We start from the raw sequence: 18,073 nt of genomic DNA on the forward strand, positions 1-18,073 counted from the left end.
TTCATCCTGGGTTTAAAGGTAAATCTGGAACTGTACAATGAATTCACCTTTTGAGGAAGGGCTTTCCGTAGGGCTGGTATAAACCGGTCTTGTAGAATATTGCGTAGTAATCTTGGCATGATGGCCGTCTATAAACCAGTTGGCACCTACATCGAATTGTGAAGACGACTTGTCGAATGCTTCAAAACTTTTATGCGTATACGCCGCGAAAGGCTGTATTCTGATCTTTGGTTTTTCGGCCTTGCTTGGAAGCAGTAATCCGGCTTGGGCATACACTACATTGCCTGTTCCTATCATCGGTTGTAGATTCCCGGGACCCGCGATAGCTCTGTTTCCTGCAAAATTGGGATCATTGGCGGCAATATTCATCGTTCCCAGATTTCTTATGTAGTTAGGACCGAAATTGTAGTTATAATATCCGGCATAAGCAGAAACGGCCATTTTATTTTTCGCATTTCCCAAAGGAATATCAGCAAAAGCATCTACTGCTACAAGAGTGATATCATGTTTTTCGATATTGGAATTCACTGAAGTCCTTGTTCCGTCGGCCTGATGGTAGAAACCTGCACCTACATTGAACACTTTCTTGGTTCCTAAATACGAGCCCACTTTGAAAGGAAGGGTATTGGATTCTTCATCAAGAAACTGGTATTCAACATAACCGGCTTTAGAAAAGCTTGGATTTCCATTGTTGTCAACAGCTGCAGCTCTTGAAGGATCTGTAACATTAACAGGGACCAGGTCTGTCGCGAAAGGTTTGTTTAAACTGAAACGGTATTCCAGTTTCCCATACTTTCCTTTAGCGAACATCCCGAGTTGTCTTGCGAATTGATCGGAATTATCAATTAAAGGCCATGAGAAAATAGGAGAGTCCACAGTAAGAAAATTAAGAGTTGAAGCCATCGTCATCCGGGAAAGTCCCATGTAGTAATGAAGGCCTGCTCCTAAAGATAAACTGAATTTTCCCGCTTCTCCGGGTAAAATAACTGCGTACTCATTCCATGCATCATGAAAAAAAAGCTGAGGTTTCTTGCCGTTTCCGTAACCTCCTGTTCCTGTGGTGCCTGTAGCTCCGCCGTTGATGAAGGTTTGATTATTGATCCCAAAGTGAGCAAGGATCATGTATCTTTTAGAGATTTGGGCATACATTAAAGCACGCAATCTTCTGTTTCCCAGGCTCCAGGAATTCTCGGCAGGTTCTCCACCCACCATACTTCCCGGGTTCATTTGGGTGTTTCTGAGCCAGAACTGGTCCCATAATATAAATCTGATGTACTTATCTCCTTCATTATTGAGGTTTAATTTTAATCCGCCTCCGTAATCAGGAGAACCCTGTCCGTATAAAGAACTGCTTATTAGGGCTAATCCAATAAATGAAAGTAATTTCTTCATAAATTATCAATTTTTGGCGTTGTTTTTTGTGAAAGCCAAATTGTAATTAATAATTTATTTACAAAAATTTAATATATATTAGTGGTAATGGTATAGTTTTTTTTGTAACCAACTGGTTTTTAGTTGAGAGTTACTAGATTTGAGTTATGGGTTTTATTGTTAGAGAGCCTGAGTGTTGGAGAGTGAATGTGTCAGGAGAAAGTTGTGAGTTGAGTTTTGATTAATAAATGACAGGTGCTTGGTGGCTGAGGCTCCCGAAGCCACCACTCCTAATGTTTGAAATCTGAAATCTGATGTCTAGCATCTTGGCTCTTGGCTCTTGGTTCTTGACTCTAATATCTCAGCTACTTCTTAAACCTCTCCCACTTAATCAGCATATACTTATCCGCAAACTGAGTAATGATAAGTCCGGAGTTTTTGATATTTTCTTCTTTTGCGATATATTCAATTAATTCGTTCTGTTTTAGAATTTTATAGACAGGGTGGAATTCGGAATGAGGAGGTCTTGTGATGTTGTATTTCTTGATCCAGGAGCTGATCGTGACGTGGGAAACGCCGATAATCCTTTCTATTTCTCGAAAACTTAAGCCTTCAAGATACAGCTGGAGAGCTTTGGTGACATAGTAGTCATCGATCTGTTTTCCCATTTTTTTAACGGTAAAATAATACGTGCAGTCTTTGCAGAGAAAACGTTGTTTTTCGTTGATAATTCCGCTTTTGACAATCTTGTCGCCGCCGCATTTTGGACACTTGTTTTCCATAGCTATATGTTTTTAGCAAATATATAATAATTTAGCAAAGTTACATTTCTGGATAAAGATAAAATTACCTGTGTATTTCATTTAAACAAAAAAAATATCTTTTTAATTTGGTTTTTAAAGTTATTATGCTTTAAATTTGCCAAAAAAATTAGATAAATAAATGGAAATAGAAATTTCCTCATGCGAACATCTCATGTATGTGAGTGAAATACAGCAGGAAATGTATGATTCTGCACAGCGCAGAGGAACGGGGATCGCAAAACGTTCCATCGAATATTTAACGAAAAAGATTTCGGATGGTAATGCTGTGGTTGCCACTGAAAATGGCGAATGGGTTGGCTTCTGCTATATTGAGACATGGTCACACGGTCAGTTTGTAGCCAACTCAGGACTTATTGTATCTCCGAATTACAGAAACAGAGGAGTAGCCACTTTGATCAAGAATAAGGTTTTCCAGTTATCTAGAGAAAAATATCCCAATGCAAAGGTATTTGGGTTGACCACAGGACTTGCCGTCATGAAAATTAATAGTGATCTGGGTTACAAGCCGGTGATCTATTCTGAATTGACTCAGGATGAAGAATTTTGGAGCGGGTGTAAGAACTGTGTGAATTATGAGATTTTAATGAAAAAGGAACGTAAAAACTGTTTGTGTACAGCGATGCTTTTCGTTCCTGAAAATAATAATAAAGTGAACGGGACTGAAATTCAGCAGTCCGAAATTGATGAGTATAATGGAGAAAAAGAAAGTAATCTTAGCGTTTAGCGGAGGTTTGGATACCTCTTACTGTGCTAAATATCTTAGTGAAACACTGGGATATGAAGTATATGCAGTGACTGTAAATACCGGTGGTTTTTCTAAAGAAGAAGAAAAAGAACTGGAGAAAAAAGCCTTCCAACTTGGGGTGAAGGAATACAGGTGCGTGGATGCTCAGGAAGATTACTATAATTCTTGTGTGAAGTATCTGATCTTCGGAAATGTACTGAAAAACAACACGTATCCATTATCTGTAAGTGCTGAGCGTACGGTTCAGGCGAAGGAAATAGCAAAATATGCCATTGAGACCGGTGCTCATGCTATTGCTCACGGAAGTACGGGAGCTGGAAATGATCAGGTACGTTTTGATTTGATTTTCCAGGTGATGTGTCCGGAAGTAGAGATCATCACGCCGATCCGCGATATGAGTCTGTCCCGTGAAGAAGAAATTGAATTCCTGAAAAATCATGGGTATGAAATGGAATTTCACAAAGCACAATATTCAGTCAATAAAGGCCTTTGGGGAACATCAGTTGGAGGAAAGGAAACATTAACATCCCGAAATTATCTTCCGGAAGAAGCTTTTCCATCGCAAATTAAAGAAACACTGCCTTCAGAACTCGAAATTGAGTTTAAAAACGGTGAGGTTGTAGCGGTAAACGGACAGAGTTTTGAACATTCTGTGAAGGCGATTCAAAAAATTGAAGAACTGGCTTCCGCTTATGGAATCGGTCGTGATATTCATGTTGGAGATACCATTGTGGGGATTAAAGGAAGAGTAGGATTTGAAGCAGCGGCTGCATCAGTGATCATCAAAGCGCATCATTTATTGGAAAAACATACGCTTTCAAAATATCAGCAGATGATGAAGTCCCAGCTTTCCGACTGGTATGGAAACTGGCTTCATGAAGCGCTTTTCTTAGATCCGGTGATGAGGAATATTGAGTCTTTCTTAACAGATTCTCAGGAAACAGTCAGCGGAAAAGTATTTGTAACCCTTCATCCGTACAGATTTATTTTAAATGGGATTGAATCCAAGCATGATCTTATGTCCGATAAATTCGGAAGCTATGGCGAAGCCAACAGAGCATGGACAGGACAAGATGTAAAAGGATATACAAAAATTGTAAGCAATTCCTTAAACATATACCATCAGATCAATTCAAAATAAAGAGTTCCAACGGAAAGGCTTATCCAGGATAGGACGCAGTCCTATCAATTATCAACATCATCATATCATTAAAATATGAAAAAAGTAGGAATTGTAGGTGCCAACGGCTACACAGGAAGCGAATTGATTCGTGTACTGGCTTTTCATCCCAATGTGTCATTGAGTTTTTTATATAGCCGTTCCAATCCGGGGACAAAAATTTCAGATTTGTACCCGGATTTAACGGCCGTTTGTGAGCAGGTTTTAACAGATCAACCTGAAGAAGTTGATATTTTATTTCTGTGCCTTCCTCATAAAGAAAGCCAGAATTGGTTAACTCAAAATCCGGTTAAAAACGACACTTTAGTCATTGATCTTGGGAATGATTTCCGTTTGGATGGAAGTTTTGGAAGTAGAAATTTTATCTATGGACTTCCTGAAATCAATAAAAAAAATCTTTCAGGCTCAAAAAGTATTGCCAATCCGGGATGTTTTGCAACAGCTATTCAGCTTGCTCTTCTTCCATTAGCGGAAAAGGGTTTACTGAATGAAGTGTACACAACAGGCATTACAGGCTCAACGGGTGCGGGGCAGTCTTTACAGGCAACCACTCATTTTACCTGGAGGAATGATAATATTTCAGCATATAAAACTTTGACGCATCAGCATGTAGATGAGGTTTTACAGCAGTTAGTTTCATTGAATCATAAAGAGGTTAGTCTGAATTTTGTTCCTTGGAGGGGAGATTTTGCAAGAGGAATTTTTACCAGCTCTACAGTGAAAACGGAATTAGTACTTTCAGATATGGTTCAGTTGTATCAGGATTTTTATGAAAAGGAGCCTTTTGTAAAGGTAAGTGAAAATGCAATTGATTTAAAGCAGGTTGTCAATACCAATCGCTGTGTGATTCACATAGAAAAGAGTGGGAATGTAGCGGTTATTCACTCAGCGATTGACAATTTGTTAAAAGGAGCTTCCGGACAGGCCGTTCAAAACATGAATATAGCAATGGGCTGGGAAGAGAATCTGGGGTTGAACTTAAAACCAATAGCATTTTAAAAAAGTGAATGGTTAATAAGGTGAATAGTCAATAAGTCAATTGTGAATTGAAAAACCGAAATATTCGACTTAGGAAAATGAAGCGTTAAGAAAATTAATTCTGTGAACGTTAAGAAAATTCTACTGTTTGAAGCGCGAGATAAATATTAAGTCGAATAACAGATGCCGAATTCGCGCAAGTTTTAGAATTTTTAGAGAACAGAAATAATTTTTAGCGGAAGTTTCCAGGTCTTGAACTTTTGTTTCTTTTGTTTCAAGACAAAAGAAATTAATTAAAAACAAAAAAATGAATTTATTCAACGTATATCCATTATTCAATATAAATCCGGTAAAAGCCCAGGGCTCATTCCTTTGGGATGACAAAGGAGAAAAATATCTTGATTTTTACGGAGGTCACGCAGTGATTTCAATCGGACACAATCATCCGCACTATCAAACTCAATTGAAAGAGCAGCTGGAGAAAATTTCTTTCTATTCAAATTCTGTTGAGAATGAGTTGCAGACTGAATTGGCTGAAAAATTAGGCAAGCTTTCGGGGTATGAAGATTACAATCTGTTCCTGTGTAACTCAGGAGCAGAAGCTAATGAAAATGCATTAAAGCTAGCGTCTTTCCATAACGGAAAAAGCAAAGTGCTTTATTTCTCTGGATCTTTCCATGGAAGAACTTCTGCGGCCGTTTCTGTGACGGATAATCCAAAAATTGTTGCTCCGGTTAATTTCTCTGAGAGGTTCATTAAATCTGATTGGAACAACATCAGGCAGCTTGAAGAAATCTTTGAAATACAGGGAAATGAAATTTCATCGGTGATCATAGAAGGAATTCAGGGAGTTAGTGGAATCATGATCCCAACGTTTGAATTTTTATCCAAAATTAAAGAACTGTGCGAAAAATATGATGCAGCATTGATTCTTGATGAAGTTCAGTCAGGATACGGAAGAAGCGGATATTTCTTTGCTCATCAGGAATTTGGAATTGAACCGGATATGATCACGACAGCGAAAGGAATGGGAAATGGCTTCCCAATCGGTGGCGTTTTGATACATCCTAAGTTTCAGGCAAGCAATGGTTTGCTGGGAACAACTTTCGGAGGGAATCACTTAGCCTGTGCTGCAGCCATTGCGGTTTTGGATGTCATGAAAGAGGAAGATTTGATGACAAACGCTCAGAAAATGGGTAATTATATTGAAAACGAAATTAAAGATTTTCCGCATATCAAATCGATCCGAAGGAAAGGATTAATGATTGGAGTAGAGTTGGATCAGGACTGTGCAGAAGTGAGGAAAAGTCTATTGTACGATCATCACATTTTTACAGGAAATTCCAATGACAAAAGCGTATTGAGGATCCTTCCGGCTCTAAATATCAGCAAAGAAGAAACAGATCTTTTTGTCGGTGCTTTAAAAACAGTTTTAGATAAGATTTAAACCACAAAAATCATAAAAGATATAAACACTTAAGCAATGTAAAGAAACGACTAAGCGCTTAAGAAGAACACTTGATTTTCATCTTATGTGAACTTAAATAAGTATCATCATTTTAAACTTACTTATGTGTTCTAAAGTTTTTAAATAAAAGAAAACTTTTCTGCCTTTTGTGGTTAAAATTATCCAAGTAATTAAAAAAAATATCCAATGAAAAAATTCACCTCTGTAAACGATGTAAAAAACTTACAGGAAATTATAAAAAAAGCGTTACAAATTAAAGAAAATCCTCATTCCGAAACAGAAAAAGGAAAAGGGAAAACAATAGGGCTAGTATTTCTAAATTCAAGCTTAAGAACCCGTTTAAGCAGTCAGATCGCCGCACAGAATTTGGGATTGAATGTCCTGACTTTAAATGCAGCCCAGGAAGCCTGGAATCTTGAATTTGCAGACGGAGCCGTAATGAATGGCGATACCGTTGAGCACATCAAGGATGCGATAGAAGTACTCAATCAATATTGTGATATCATAGCAGTACGTTGTTTTGCAGGAATGAAATCTAAAGAAGACGATGTTAATGAAAGTATTTTAAGCCAGTTTGAGCAGCATGCAAAAGTGCCTGTTATTTCTCTGGAATCGGCAACGCGGCACCCATTGCAAAGTCTGGCAGATTGCATTACCATTACAGAAAACTGGAAAGAGGACCGCAAACCGAAAGTAGTTTTAACATGGGCACCACACATCAAGCCGATTGCTCAGGCTGTTGGAAATTCTTTTGCAGAATGGATGCAGGAAATGGATGTTGATTTTGTGATCGCTAATCCCGAAGGGTATGATCTCGATAAGAAATTTACAAAAGATAGTAAAGTGATCCATAACCAGGATGAAGCTTTAAAAGATGCGGATTTTATCTATGTCAAAAACTGGTCTTCCTTCGATGAATATGCAACAATGCCGGAAGTAAAAGAAAACTGGATGCTGACCGGAGAAAAACTGAAAAACACAAATAAGGGTAAAGTAATGCACTGCCTTCCTGTTCGCCGTAATGTAGAATTAAGTGATGAAGTCATGGACGGAGAAAACTCCATTATCTATCAGCAGGCCAAAAACAGAATTTTCTCTGCACAAGCCGTCTTCAGCGAGATTTTGAATGAAATAAATTCGTAAAGAGTCCTAGCGGAACGATGTAGAAAAGGATAGGATTCAGTCCTGACAATAAAAATATAAACCGATAAAGAGTTCCAACAGAACAATTTAACCCAAGATAGGATGAAATCCCGCCAATCAAAATGAAAGAAAAATTATACATCATAAAAATAGGAGGAGCCCTGATCGACGATTCAGAGTTGCTTAGCCAATTTTTAGAGCAGTTTTCTGAAATTAAAGAAAAGAAAATTCTGGTTCACGGTGGCGGAAAATTAGCAACTACTTTGGCTGATAGGTTAGGCGTTGAACAAAAAATGATCAACGGACGAAGAATTACAGATAAAGATACGCTGGATATTGTGGCGATGGTGTATGCCGGAAGTATCAATAAAAATATTGTGGCAAAACTTCAGCAGAAAAAATGCCAGGCAATAGGCTTTTCCGGAGCGGATGCGAATTTGATTAAAGCCAAAAAAAGAGAACATGCAGAAATAGATTTCGGGTTTGTAGGAGATATTGAGAAGAAAAGTGTGAACAGGAAATTGATTTCAAAATTGATTAAGCTTAAACTTGTTCCTGTTTTTTCAGCCATTACCCATGACAAAAAAGGAAATCTTTTTAATACCAATGCAGATACGATAGCTTCGGTCATTGCTCAGGCTTTATCTTCAAAATACGATGTAGAATTATTGTATTGTTTTGATAAAGAGGGAGTTTTGGAAAATATTGAAGACCCTGGATCAGTTATAAAAAGTGTATCTGCAGAAGAGTTTTCTGTTTTAAAAGAAGCGGGAAAACTTCATAAAGGAATTTTACCCAAACTTGAAAATGCTCTGGGAGCTGTAAAAAATAAAGTAAATAAGGTATTCTTAATTAAAGAAACCCAATTAAAAAATCATATAGAAAACCATCATGGAGGAACTGAAATCTGTTTATAGTAAAGAAGAGCTACTGAGTCAGGCAGTTGATTTGCTTAAAAAACTGATTGCCACTCCTTCATTCAGTAAAGATGAATACAATACATCCGTAGAAATTGAGAACTTCTTCAAGAAAAATCAAATTCCTACGAAACGTTTTAAAAACAACATTTGGGCGGTCAGTAAAAACTTTGACGTATTGAAGCCATCCATTTTACTGAATACCCATCATGATACCGTAAAACCCAATAAGGCCTATACTTTAGACCCGTTTCTTCCGGTTGAGCAGGATGGAAAACTGTATGGATTGGGAAGCAATGATGCCGGAGCCTCTCTGGTATCAATGGCTCAGGTTTTTGTACATTTTTATGAAAAAGAAGATTTAAAATATAATTTAGTTATTGCTTTGACGGCTGAGGAGGAGATTTCAGGATTTGATGGAATTGAGGCCTTGTTTCCAAAGCTTCCGAACATCGAACTCGCCATTGTAGGAGAACCCACGCAGATGAATCTGGCGATCGCGGAAAAAGGACTTTTGGTGATAGACGGGGAAATGAAAGGAACTCCTTCTCACGCTGCTCATCCAAATGACGATAACGCTATTGTAAAATGTATGGAAGATATTCAGAATGTTCTGAACTTCAGGTTTCCGAAAGTTTCCGATTATTTAGGCGAAGTGAAAGTGACGTTGTCAGGAATTCACGCAGGCGTTCAGCACAATGTAGTTCCGGAAGCCTGTACTTTTACTTTGGATGTCAGGGTTACCGATGAATATTCCAATAAGGAAGCTTTTGAAATCATCCAGGGACAAATGAAATCAACATTGACGGCCAGGTCTTTCAGATTGAATTCATCAAAAATAGAAATGGATCACCCGTTTGTAAAGGCAGGCTTGGAAATCGGAAGGACAACCTACGGTTCACCAACATCATCCGATCAGGCCATTATTCCATGTACATCCGTGAAAATAGGTCCGGGCGACAGCAGGCGCTCTCACACAGCAGATGAATATATCTATATAAAAGAGATTAAAGAAGGAATCGAGATCTATATCAGGATCTTGGAAAAAGTTTTATAGAGAGAAGTTAGAGGCTAGAAATTAGAAGTTAGATGCCCGAAATTTATACATACACCTTAGTACTAACATCTAATTTCTAACATCTAATATCTAAAAAATAATGTTTTAACCCCGCTCAGCAGGCAGATCAAAGTTCAGTTTTTAATAAGGATTTATGCAAAAAAGAAAATTAAAGACGAAGACTTTTCAATGCGGAGATGTTTTTTTATAGTTAAAGATGCTTCGCTGAGCAGGTTGAAACGAATTGAATAACATACAGAAAACCGGTATAAAATCATTATTGATTACTACTCTGGTCAATTAATACAGATCAGGACCGTCATTATGAGGGTCTTGGAAAAATAAATAATTACCTATGAAAAAGATATGGCAAAAGGATAACCTGGCCACCAATATATTAGTCAACAAATTCACCGTCGGGAAAGATCTTGACTTCGATGAGCGTTTAGCAAAATATGACGTTAAAGGTTCTATGGCGCATTGCCAGATGTTGGCAGAAACCGGAATTATATCCGGTGAAGAATCCACACAGATGCTTTCTGTTTTAGCCGATATTTTAAAAGATATCGAGAACGGAAACTTTGAAATCGATAAAGAAGCAGAAGATATCCATTCTCAGGTTGAAGCCATTTTAATTGAAAAATTAGGTGATACCGGAAAGAAAATCCATACCGCAAGATCACGAAATGATCAGGTTTTACTGGATATTAAACTCTATCTATTGGATGAAATTCGTGAAATTACAGCTTTGACGGACGAGTTTTTCCAAATTTTAATCAAACTCGCTGATCAGCATAAAAGTAAATTACTTCCCGGCTATACCCATCTTCAGATTGCCATGCCATCTTCGTTTGGATTATGGTTTGGAGCCTATGCTGAAGCATTGCTGGATGATGTTGAACTGTTGTTTTCGGTGAAGAACATTATCAATAAAAACCCACTCGGTTCCGCTGCAGGTTATGGCTCTTCTTTCCCTATTGATCGGGAGAGTACCACCTACAACTTAGGTTTTCAGTCCATGAACTATAATTCTGTATACGCACAGATGACCCGTGGGAAATCTGAAAAAATGCTGTCTATGGCCATGGCTACTTTAGCGGGAACGCTTGGGAAATTTGCTTATGATGTCTGCTTATATTTAAGCCAGAATTTCGATTTTATCAGTTTTCCAAAAGAGTTTACCACGGGAAGTAGTATTATGCCGCACAAAAAGAATCCGGATATTTTTGAACTGGTTCGTGCCCGATGCAATAGAATTCAGTCTTTACCGAATGAACTTATTTTACTGACAAACAATCTGCCGTCAGGGTACCACAGAGACGTACAGTTGACAAAGGAAATTCTTTTCCCTGGCATCGATTCCCTGAAAGAATGTCTGGAGATTTTAAGCTACACGCTTCCAAATATTCAGGTAAAAGATGGAATTCTGGAAGACGAGAAGTACAAATATCTTTTCAGTGTGGAAAAGATCAATGAAGAAGTGAAAAAGGGAAGTTCATTCCGTGATGCCTACGTGAAAGTAGGGCAGGAGATTGAAAATAATGAATTTGAGTTTGAAGTTGGAAATCTTGAGCATACCCACCAGGGAAGTCTGGGAAATCTTTGTCTGGACAAAATAGAATATCAGTTTAATAAGCTGAAGAATAAATTATTGGGTTGATTTTGAACCATTAAGATTATTGAAGTTTTTAAGGTAAATTAAGAAAATCTATGATTTTAAAGAAGCTATCTTATCAGAATTCGCTTGCGAATACTTAACTATTCTTAATCCCTTAAAAGAATCTTAATGGTTTAATACATTTAAAAATAATTATTCAAGATCAATTTTAAATTTAGTCGATTTTTTTACCTCATGAAGCACAATAGAACTGTGATACTGGCCAATGTTTGGAATGTTTGAGATCACATTCACCGCGAAATCATTATAAGAATTAATGTCCTTTGCAATGATCTTAAGCATATAATCATACTCACCGGAAAGACTGATGATCTCCTGAACTTCATCATGTTTCATAATGTTTTTCTCAAAAGTTTCCAGTACTTTCTGGGACTGCTCTTTCAGGCGGACATTACAGTAAACCACAATATTGAGCCCCAGTTTTTCACGGTTCAGAAGACCGACATATTTTTCAATGATTCCCTGTTTCTCCAGCTGTTTGATTCGTTCATAAGTAGGAGTAAACGTAAGACCTATTCTTTCTGAAATTTCTTTTACTGATAGCGTAGAGTCTTCCTGAATAATGCTGAGAATCATTTTGTCCTTTAAATCCATAGGGTGGGTTTGAGTTTTAACAAAAATATCAATTATAAATGAAAATAAGGAAGGAATACAATTTTTAATTTATTTGGAACTTTAGTTTTGCAGATTCGTAAAAATACTATATCTTTGCACCTAATGAATAAAAGAGTGTTTATATCATTAGATTTACCGGGCGAAAGCGCCCTTTACGATATTTATTATTATTAAGCGAAGATCCTGTCTTCGCTTTTTTTATGCACAAAAATTAAGAATTATGTTTACGATCACAGAACTAAGTACCGAGAGAATCAACAGTATACTGACCGAAGCACTGGCTTTTGCCAACGGGAAAACTGCAAAAATTGAAGGAGAAGTATTCTGCTCAAATCTTTTCTTTGAAGACAGCACAAGAACAAAGACAAGTTTTGATATCGCAGAAAGAAAGCTTGGTCTGCAGGTAGTACCTTTTGATGCTTCACACAGTTCTGTAAACAAAGGAGAGAGTCTTTATGATACGGTAAAAACCATTGAAAGTCTGGGAGTGAATCTGGTCGTTATCAGAGATAAGAAAGACCGGTATTTTGAAGAGTTAAACAATATTACTATTCCGGTAATCAACGGAGGAGACGGAACAGGAAACCATCCTTCCCAATGTATGCTGGATCTGATGACCATCTATCAGGAATTTGGAAAGTTCGAAGGACTAAAGATAGGAATTGTTGGAGATGTAAAACACAGCCGTGTGGCCAATTCAAATGCCGAAGCCTTAAGAAGACTGGGCGCTAAAGTATACTTCTCAGGACCCGAACACTGGTTTGATGAAGGCGCTTTGATTAACGGAACTTATTTGTCAGTAGATCAGCTTACTGCTGAGGTAGATGTTCTGATGCTGCTAAGGATTCAGCACGAAAGACACGATGCCCAGATGAGCTTCTCAGCTTCCGAATACCACAGAAAATATGGTTTGACGAAAGAAAGAGAAAAAGTAATGAAACAAGGAGCGATCATCATGCATCCCGCACCGATCAACAGAGGGGTTGAAATTGATACAGACCTCGTGGAATGCGAACGTTCAAGAGTGTTTAAACAGATGCAGAACGGTGTCTTTGCAAGAATGGCTATTCTCAAAGAAGCATTGGAAAAACAAGGATATACCTTTAAATAGATAAAGGGTTTTGAGATCCGGATTTCCGGTCTTGAACCTACAAAAATTCCCCTCCCATGGAGGGGTGTCAAAAAAAAAGAATTTTTTTTGACGGGGTGGTTAAAAAGAAAAAATAAAACAGAACGAGGAAGTCTAACTTCTCAATTCTTAAATCTAATATCTAATTTTTAAAAATGAAGAAAAAATTAATACTGGAGTCCGGTGAAGTGTTTCATGGAGAAGGTTTCGGAGCAGAATTGGAAACTGCCGGAGAAGTAGTTTTCAATACCGGAATGACAGGGTATCAGGAGTTGATCTCAGATCCGTCATACTGCGGTCAGATTGTTTGCATGACCTATCCGCTTATCGGAAATTATGGTATTAACCGTGATGATTACGAAAGTATCGAGCCGGCTATTAAAGGACTTATCGTAAAAGAACTTTGCGATCTTCCTTCCAATTTCCGTACCCAGATGACTTTAGAAGAATTATTTAAAAGGAAAAACCTTTCAGGAATTTCAGGAATCGACACCAGAAGATTGACCAGAATTCTACGTAACTCCGGGGTGGTAAAAGGAAAGATTGTGAATGCAGACACTGATGAAAATGCAGTGGTAGAAGAATTGAAATCTACAACTTTTCCAACCAATCAGGTGGAAATGGTTTCTACAAAAACGTCTTATGCCAATCCTGGAAGAGGATTAAAAGTAGTATTGGTAGATTTTGGTTCCAAATTAGGAATCATCAGAGAATTGTCTCAGAGAAACTGTGATATCACCGTAGTTTCACAGGACACCACAGCAGAAGAGATCTTATTGATGGATCCGGATGGAATTATGCTTTCAAACGGTCCCGGTGACCCGGAAGACAACCCTCAGGCTTTAGAAATGATCCGCGGATTATTAGGAAAAGTTCCGATCTTCGGAATCTGCCTGGGACATCAGTTAATCGGTTTGGCTTGCGGTGCAAAAACGTTCAAACTGAAATTCGGACACAGAGGAGGAAACCACCCGGTACTGGATCTGGAGAAAAACAAAGTATCTATCACTTCTCAGAACCACGGCTATGCAGTAGATCAGGAAAGTCTTAAAAACACAGACTTAGTTGAAACCCACATCGCTCTAAACGACAGAACCAACGAAGGTCTGAAACACAAGATCCACCCTTGCTTCTCCGTTCAGTATCACCCGGAAGCAAGCCCCGGTCCTGAAGATGCAAACTATTTGTTTGATGAGTTCATCGATTTAATGGAGGGCTTCAAAAAATAGAACCAAGAATCAAGATACAAGAACCAAGACGCAAAAACAAAATTAATAGACTACAGATGCACAACTTTGAGAAACTACTTTTTTGGCAAAAATCGATTGTACTGGCAAAAAATGTTTACATTATCTGTCAGGAGGTCAGTAACGATGAAAAGTTTGGTTTGATTTCTCAAATTAAAAGATCTGCAGTTTCTATTCCTTCAAATATTGCGGAAGGTTCTGGTAGAAATGGAAGTAAAGAATTTAATCATTTTCTAGCAGTTGCTCTAGGTTCAGCTTTTGAACTGCAGACACAGCTGATTTTGATTAGAGAATTAAATCTTTTACCTGAAGAAAAAATAAATGCTTTACTAAGTGAAGTTTCTGAAATTCAGAGAATGATTTATTCATTTAAAAATAATTTAAAATAAAAGTCTGGAATCTTGGCTCCTGGCTCTAGAATCTTGACTCTACAATAAAAAGAAAAATGGCAAAACGTACAGATATAAAAACAATTTTAGTAATCGGTTCAGGACCCATCATCATCGGTCAGGCAGCTGAATTTGATTACGCAGGAACGCAGGCTTGTTTGTCTTTGAGAGAGGAAGGCTACAAGGTGATTTTGATCAACTCAAACCCTGCAACCATTATGACGGATGTGGAAATCGCAGATAAAGTATATATCGAGCCGATTTCTCTTCAGTTTGTAAGTCACATTATCAGAAAAGAACGTCCTGATGCTTTGTTACCAACATTGGGAGGTCAGACAGGTCTGAATATGGCAGTAGAATTGGAAAAATCAGGAATTCTTGAAGAATGTAAAGTGGAAGTTTTAGGAACTACACTTTCTGCCATCAACAGAGCGGAAGACAGAGATCTTTTCCGTGAGTTGATGAGAGAACTGAACGAACCCGTTCCTGAATCAGATATCGTGACTACAGTAGAAGGAGCCATCCGTTTTGCTGAAGAAATCGGATATCCGGTGATTGTTCGTCCTGCCTTTACAATGGGAGGAACCGGAGGAGGTATTGCCTCTACCGAAGCTGAATTGAAAGAAATTGCTGAATTAGGATTGAAATACAGTCCGGTGACGCAATGTCTTATCGAAAGATCCATTGCAGGTTTCAAAGAAATTGAATACGAAGTAATGCGTGATGCCAACGACAATGCGATTGTGGTTTGTAACATGGAAAATATAGATCCGGTAGGCGTTCACACAGGGGATTCTATCGTAGTAGCCCCTTCTCAGACGCTTTCTGACAGAGAGTATCAGCTACTGAGAAACGCTTCTCTGAAGATCATCAGGGCCTTAGGAATTGAAGGAGGATGTAATGTTCAGCTGGCTTTAGACCCACATTCATTCAACTACTATATCATCGAGGTGAACCCTAGAGTTTCCCGTTCATCAGCACTGGCAAGTAAAGCGACAGGATATCCGATTGCGAAAATTGCAGCGAAGATCGCTGTAGGTTTAACATTGGACGAGATCATGAACCCTGTGACAGGAAAAACATACGCATGTTTTGAGCCTGCCCTTGACTATGTGGTAACGAAATTCCCAAGATTCCCATTCGATAAATTCGAAACGGCGGACAGGAGATTGTCTACCCAGATGAAAGCGACCGGAGAAGTAATGGCCATCGGAAGAAACTTCGAAGAATCTTTACAGAAAGCCGTTCGTTCTTTAGAAACAGGTTTAAGACACCTGGGATTAAAAACAAAACAGGCAGCCGCTTTAACGGATGAAGATATTGAAAGAAGAATCAGAGTTTGTGACGACGAAAGACTGTTCATTATTTGTGACGCTTTAAGAAGAGGGTACGATTGGGAACAAATTGTAGAATGGAGTAAGATTGATAAATTCTTCATCTGGAAATTAAAGAAACTTGTTGACTTTGAAAAAGTAATTGCAGCCAATAAATTCGATAAAGAAACTTTAATTCAGGCTAAAAAATTAGGTTTCTCAGATCAGAATATCGCTCATTTATGGGAATCCAAGCAAAGAGAAGTTTACAATTTCAGAAAAGAAAATGGGGTGATCCCTGTTTACAAGATGGTGGATACTTGTGCCGCAGAATTTGAAAGTGAAACTCCTTATTTTTACGGAACGTATGAAGAAGAAAATGAAAGTGTAGTAACCGACAAACAAAAAGTAATTGTTTTAGGTTCAGGACCTATCAGAATTGGTCAGGGAGTTGAGTTTGACTACGCAACCGTTCACTCGGTTTGGGCGATCAAAGAGATGGGGTACGAAGCGATCATCATCAACAATAACCCTGAAACGGTTTCTACAGACTTCTCGATTTCAGATAAATTATACTTCGAACCTTTAACGGAAGAAGATGTAATGAACATCATCGATCTTGAAAAACCAACGGGAGTGGTGGTTCAGTTTGGAGGTCAGACCGCGATCAACTTAGCGGATAAACTGGCAAGCTATGGAGTGAAAATTCTGGGAACTTCATTAGAAGATTTAGACAGAGCTGAAAACAGAGATAAATTTGAAAAGGCCCTTCAGGAAATGGGAATTCCACAACCTTTAGGAAAAACGTCAACCTCAAAAGAAGAAGCTATTGCAATTGCCAACGAAATCGGTTATCCGGTTTTGGTTCGTCCGAGTTATGTACTGGGAGGTAGAGCCATGGAAATTGTTTACACTGAAAGCGAATTGTCTCACTACATGGAATTTGCGGTAGATGCAAGCCCGGAACACCCGGTTTTGGTAGACCGTTATATTACCGGAAAAGAAGTTGAAGTAGATGCCATCTGCGACGGTGAAACGGTTATTATTCCTGGGATTATGGAACACATCGAAAGAGCGGGAGTTCACTCCGGAGACTCCATTGCTGTGTATCCGCCTCAGAATGTTTCTCAGGAGGAAATAGACACTTTGGTAGATTACACCCAGAGACTGGCCAAAGGATTGAATGTCATTGGTTTAATGAACATCCAGTACGTCCTTTTCGAAGGAAACGTATATGTGATCGAAGTGAATCCACGTTCATCAAGAACAGTTCCTTTCTTATCTAAAATTACTGAAGTGCCGATGGCGAATCTGGCAACAAAAGCAATATTAGGTCAGAAACTGAAAGATTTAGGATACAAAAACGGATTAGTTCCGAATAAAGAAGGCGTCTTCGTAAAAGTTCCTGTATTCTCTTTCTCAAAATTAACGAAGGTTGATATCTCTCTGGGACCTGAAATGAAGTCTACAGGAGAAGTAATGGGGAAAGATACAACGCTGGAAAAAGCCCTTTACAAAGGATTGATCGCAGCAGGAAGAAAAGTTCCGATGCACGGGTCAATTTTGTTCACAGTTGCCGATAAACACAAGCAGGAAGCTGCAGATCTGGCAGCAAGATTTCACGAAGTTGGCTTCAGAATCTGGGCAACAGAAGGAACGGCTAAATTCTTTGAAGAAAAAGGAATTCCTTGTAAAATAGGATACAAGATCGGAGAAGATGATGTCAACCTGATCGACCTGATCCAGAAAGGAAAAGTACAATACGTAGTGAATACCATGACCAAAGGAAAGCAGGTAGAAAGAGACGGATTCCAGATCAGAAGAATGAGTGTGGAAAACGGCGTTCCTTGTTTAACATCCATGGACACGGTAGAAGCTATCCTGAAAGTTATTGAAAGCATGAGTTTCAAAATGGAGACGATGTAATTTCGGATTTAAATGATATATTTCAAACCCCGTAAGTTTTCTTGCGGGGTTTTTTGTTTGGTGAAAATTAAATTTTTGTTGATTAATGGAAAT

General features: G+C 38.4%; 15 protein-coding genes. 12 read left to right on the forward strand and 3 right to left on the reverse strand.

Annotated features, from left to right (window positions below):
• Positions 1-12: 12 nt before the first annotated feature.
• Entirely contained in the window at positions 13-1,392 is a 1,380-nt protein-coding gene (locus tag BUC06_RS14895) for a porin (RefSeq protein WP_073334815.1), read from the reverse strand.
• A gap of 344 nt (positions 1,393-1,736) precedes the next feature.
• A complete protein-coding gene (locus BUC06_RS14900) occupies positions 1,737-2,153 on the reverse strand; it encodes an IS1/IS1595 family N-terminal zinc-binding domain-containing protein (protein ID WP_073334816.1) in 417 nt (138 codons plus the stop codon).
• Positions 2,154-2,313: 160 nt separating this feature from the next.
• Between BUC06_RS14900 and BUC06_RS14905 the strand changes: the two genes are divergently transcribed.
• The 8 genes from BUC06_RS14905 (at position 2,314) to argH (ending at position 11,343) form a co-directional block, all read left to right on the forward strand.
• Positions 2,314-2,919 (forward strand): GNAT family N-acetyltransferase, encoded by a 606-nt coding sequence (locus tag BUC06_RS14905; protein WP_083564089.1) that lies wholly within the window; start codon positions 2,314-2,316, stop codon positions 2,917-2,919.
• A complete protein-coding gene (gene argG / locus BUC06_RS14910) occupies positions 2,888-4,081 on the forward strand; it encodes an argininosuccinate synthase (RefSeq protein WP_073334817.1) in 1,194 nt (397 codons plus the stop codon). Before BUC06_RS14905 ends, argG begins: the two co-directional genes overlap by 32 nt.
• A gap of 75 nt (positions 4,082-4,156) precedes the next feature.
• The gene (argC, locus tag BUC06_RS14915) at positions 4,157-5,119 is read left to right on the forward strand and encodes an N-acetyl-gamma-glutamyl-phosphate reductase (RefSeq protein ID WP_073334818.1); all 963 of its coding nucleotides are present in this window, start codon (positions 4,157-4,159) and stop codon (positions 5,117-5,119) included.
• A 286-nt stretch (positions 5,120-5,405) separates the two neighbouring features.
• The gene (locus tag BUC06_RS14920; protein ID WP_073334819.1) at positions 5,406-6,545 is read left to right on the forward strand and encodes an aspartate aminotransferase family protein; all 1,140 of its coding nucleotides are present in this window, start codon (positions 5,406-5,408) and stop codon (positions 6,543-6,545) included.
• Positions 6,546-6,752: 207 nt separating this feature from the next.
• Positions 6,753-7,709: an N-acetylornithine carbamoyltransferase gene (locus BUC06_RS14925; RefSeq protein WP_073334820.1), complete on the forward strand. Its 957-nt coding sequence runs from the start codon at positions 6,753-6,755 to the stop codon at positions 7,707-7,709.
• A gap of 122 nt (positions 7,710-7,831) precedes the next feature.
• Positions 7,832-8,626, forward strand: coding sequence for an acetylglutamate kinase (gene argB, locus BUC06_RS14930; RefSeq protein ID WP_073334821.1), 795 nt, complete (start codon positions 7,832-7,834; stop codon positions 8,624-8,626).
• Entirely contained in the window at positions 8,601-9,683 is a 1,083-nt protein-coding gene (locus BUC06_RS14935; RefSeq protein WP_073334822.1) for a M20 family metallo-hydrolase, read from the forward strand. Before argB ends, BUC06_RS14935 begins: the two co-directional genes overlap by 26 nt.
• 355 nt (positions 9,684-10,038) lie before the next feature.
• Entirely contained in the window at positions 10,039-11,343 is a 1,305-nt protein-coding gene (argH, locus tag BUC06_RS14940; RefSeq protein ID WP_073334823.1) for an argininosuccinate lyase, read from the forward strand.
• 150 nt (positions 11,344-11,493) lie between these two features.
• Here the strand turns inward: argH and BUC06_RS14945 are convergent, their stop codons facing one another.
• Positions 11,494-11,955: an Lrp/AsnC family transcriptional regulator gene (locus BUC06_RS14945; RefSeq protein WP_073334824.1), complete on the reverse strand. Its 462-nt coding sequence runs from the start codon at positions 11,953-11,955 to the stop codon at positions 11,494-11,496.
• Positions 11,956-12,196: 241 nt separating this feature from the next.
• Between BUC06_RS14945 and BUC06_RS14950 the strand changes: the two genes are divergently transcribed.
• From BUC06_RS14950 to carB, 4 genes are all read left to right on the forward strand, one after another.
• A complete protein-coding gene (locus BUC06_RS14950; protein ID WP_073334825.1) occupies positions 12,197-13,087 on the forward strand; it encodes an aspartate carbamoyltransferase catalytic subunit in 891 nt (296 codons plus the stop codon).
• Positions 13,088-13,260: 173 nt separating this feature from the next.
• Entirely contained in the window at positions 13,261-14,334 is a 1,074-nt protein-coding gene (locus BUC06_RS14955; RefSeq protein ID WP_073334826.1) for a carbamoyl phosphate synthase small subunit, read from the forward strand.
• Between the two features lie 56 nt (positions 14,335-14,390).
• Positions 14,391-14,741, forward strand: a complete 351-nt coding sequence (locus BUC06_RS14960; RefSeq protein WP_073334827.1) for a four helix bundle protein — start codon at positions 14,391-14,393, stop codon at positions 14,739-14,741.
• Between the two features lie 56 nt (positions 14,742-14,797).
• Complete coding sequence (carB, locus tag BUC06_RS14965) at positions 14,798-17,980, forward strand: carbamoyl-phosphate synthase large subunit (protein ID WP_073334828.1); 3,183 nt, start codon at positions 14,798-14,800, stop codon at positions 17,978-17,980.
• The last annotated feature ends 93 nt before the right edge of the window (positions 17,981-18,073 follow it).

The organism is Chryseobacterium carnipullorum (assembly GCF_900142785.1).
Classification (GTDB): domain Bacteria; phylum Bacteroidota; class Bacteroidia; order Flavobacteriales; family Weeksellaceae; genus Chryseobacterium; species Chryseobacterium carnipullorum.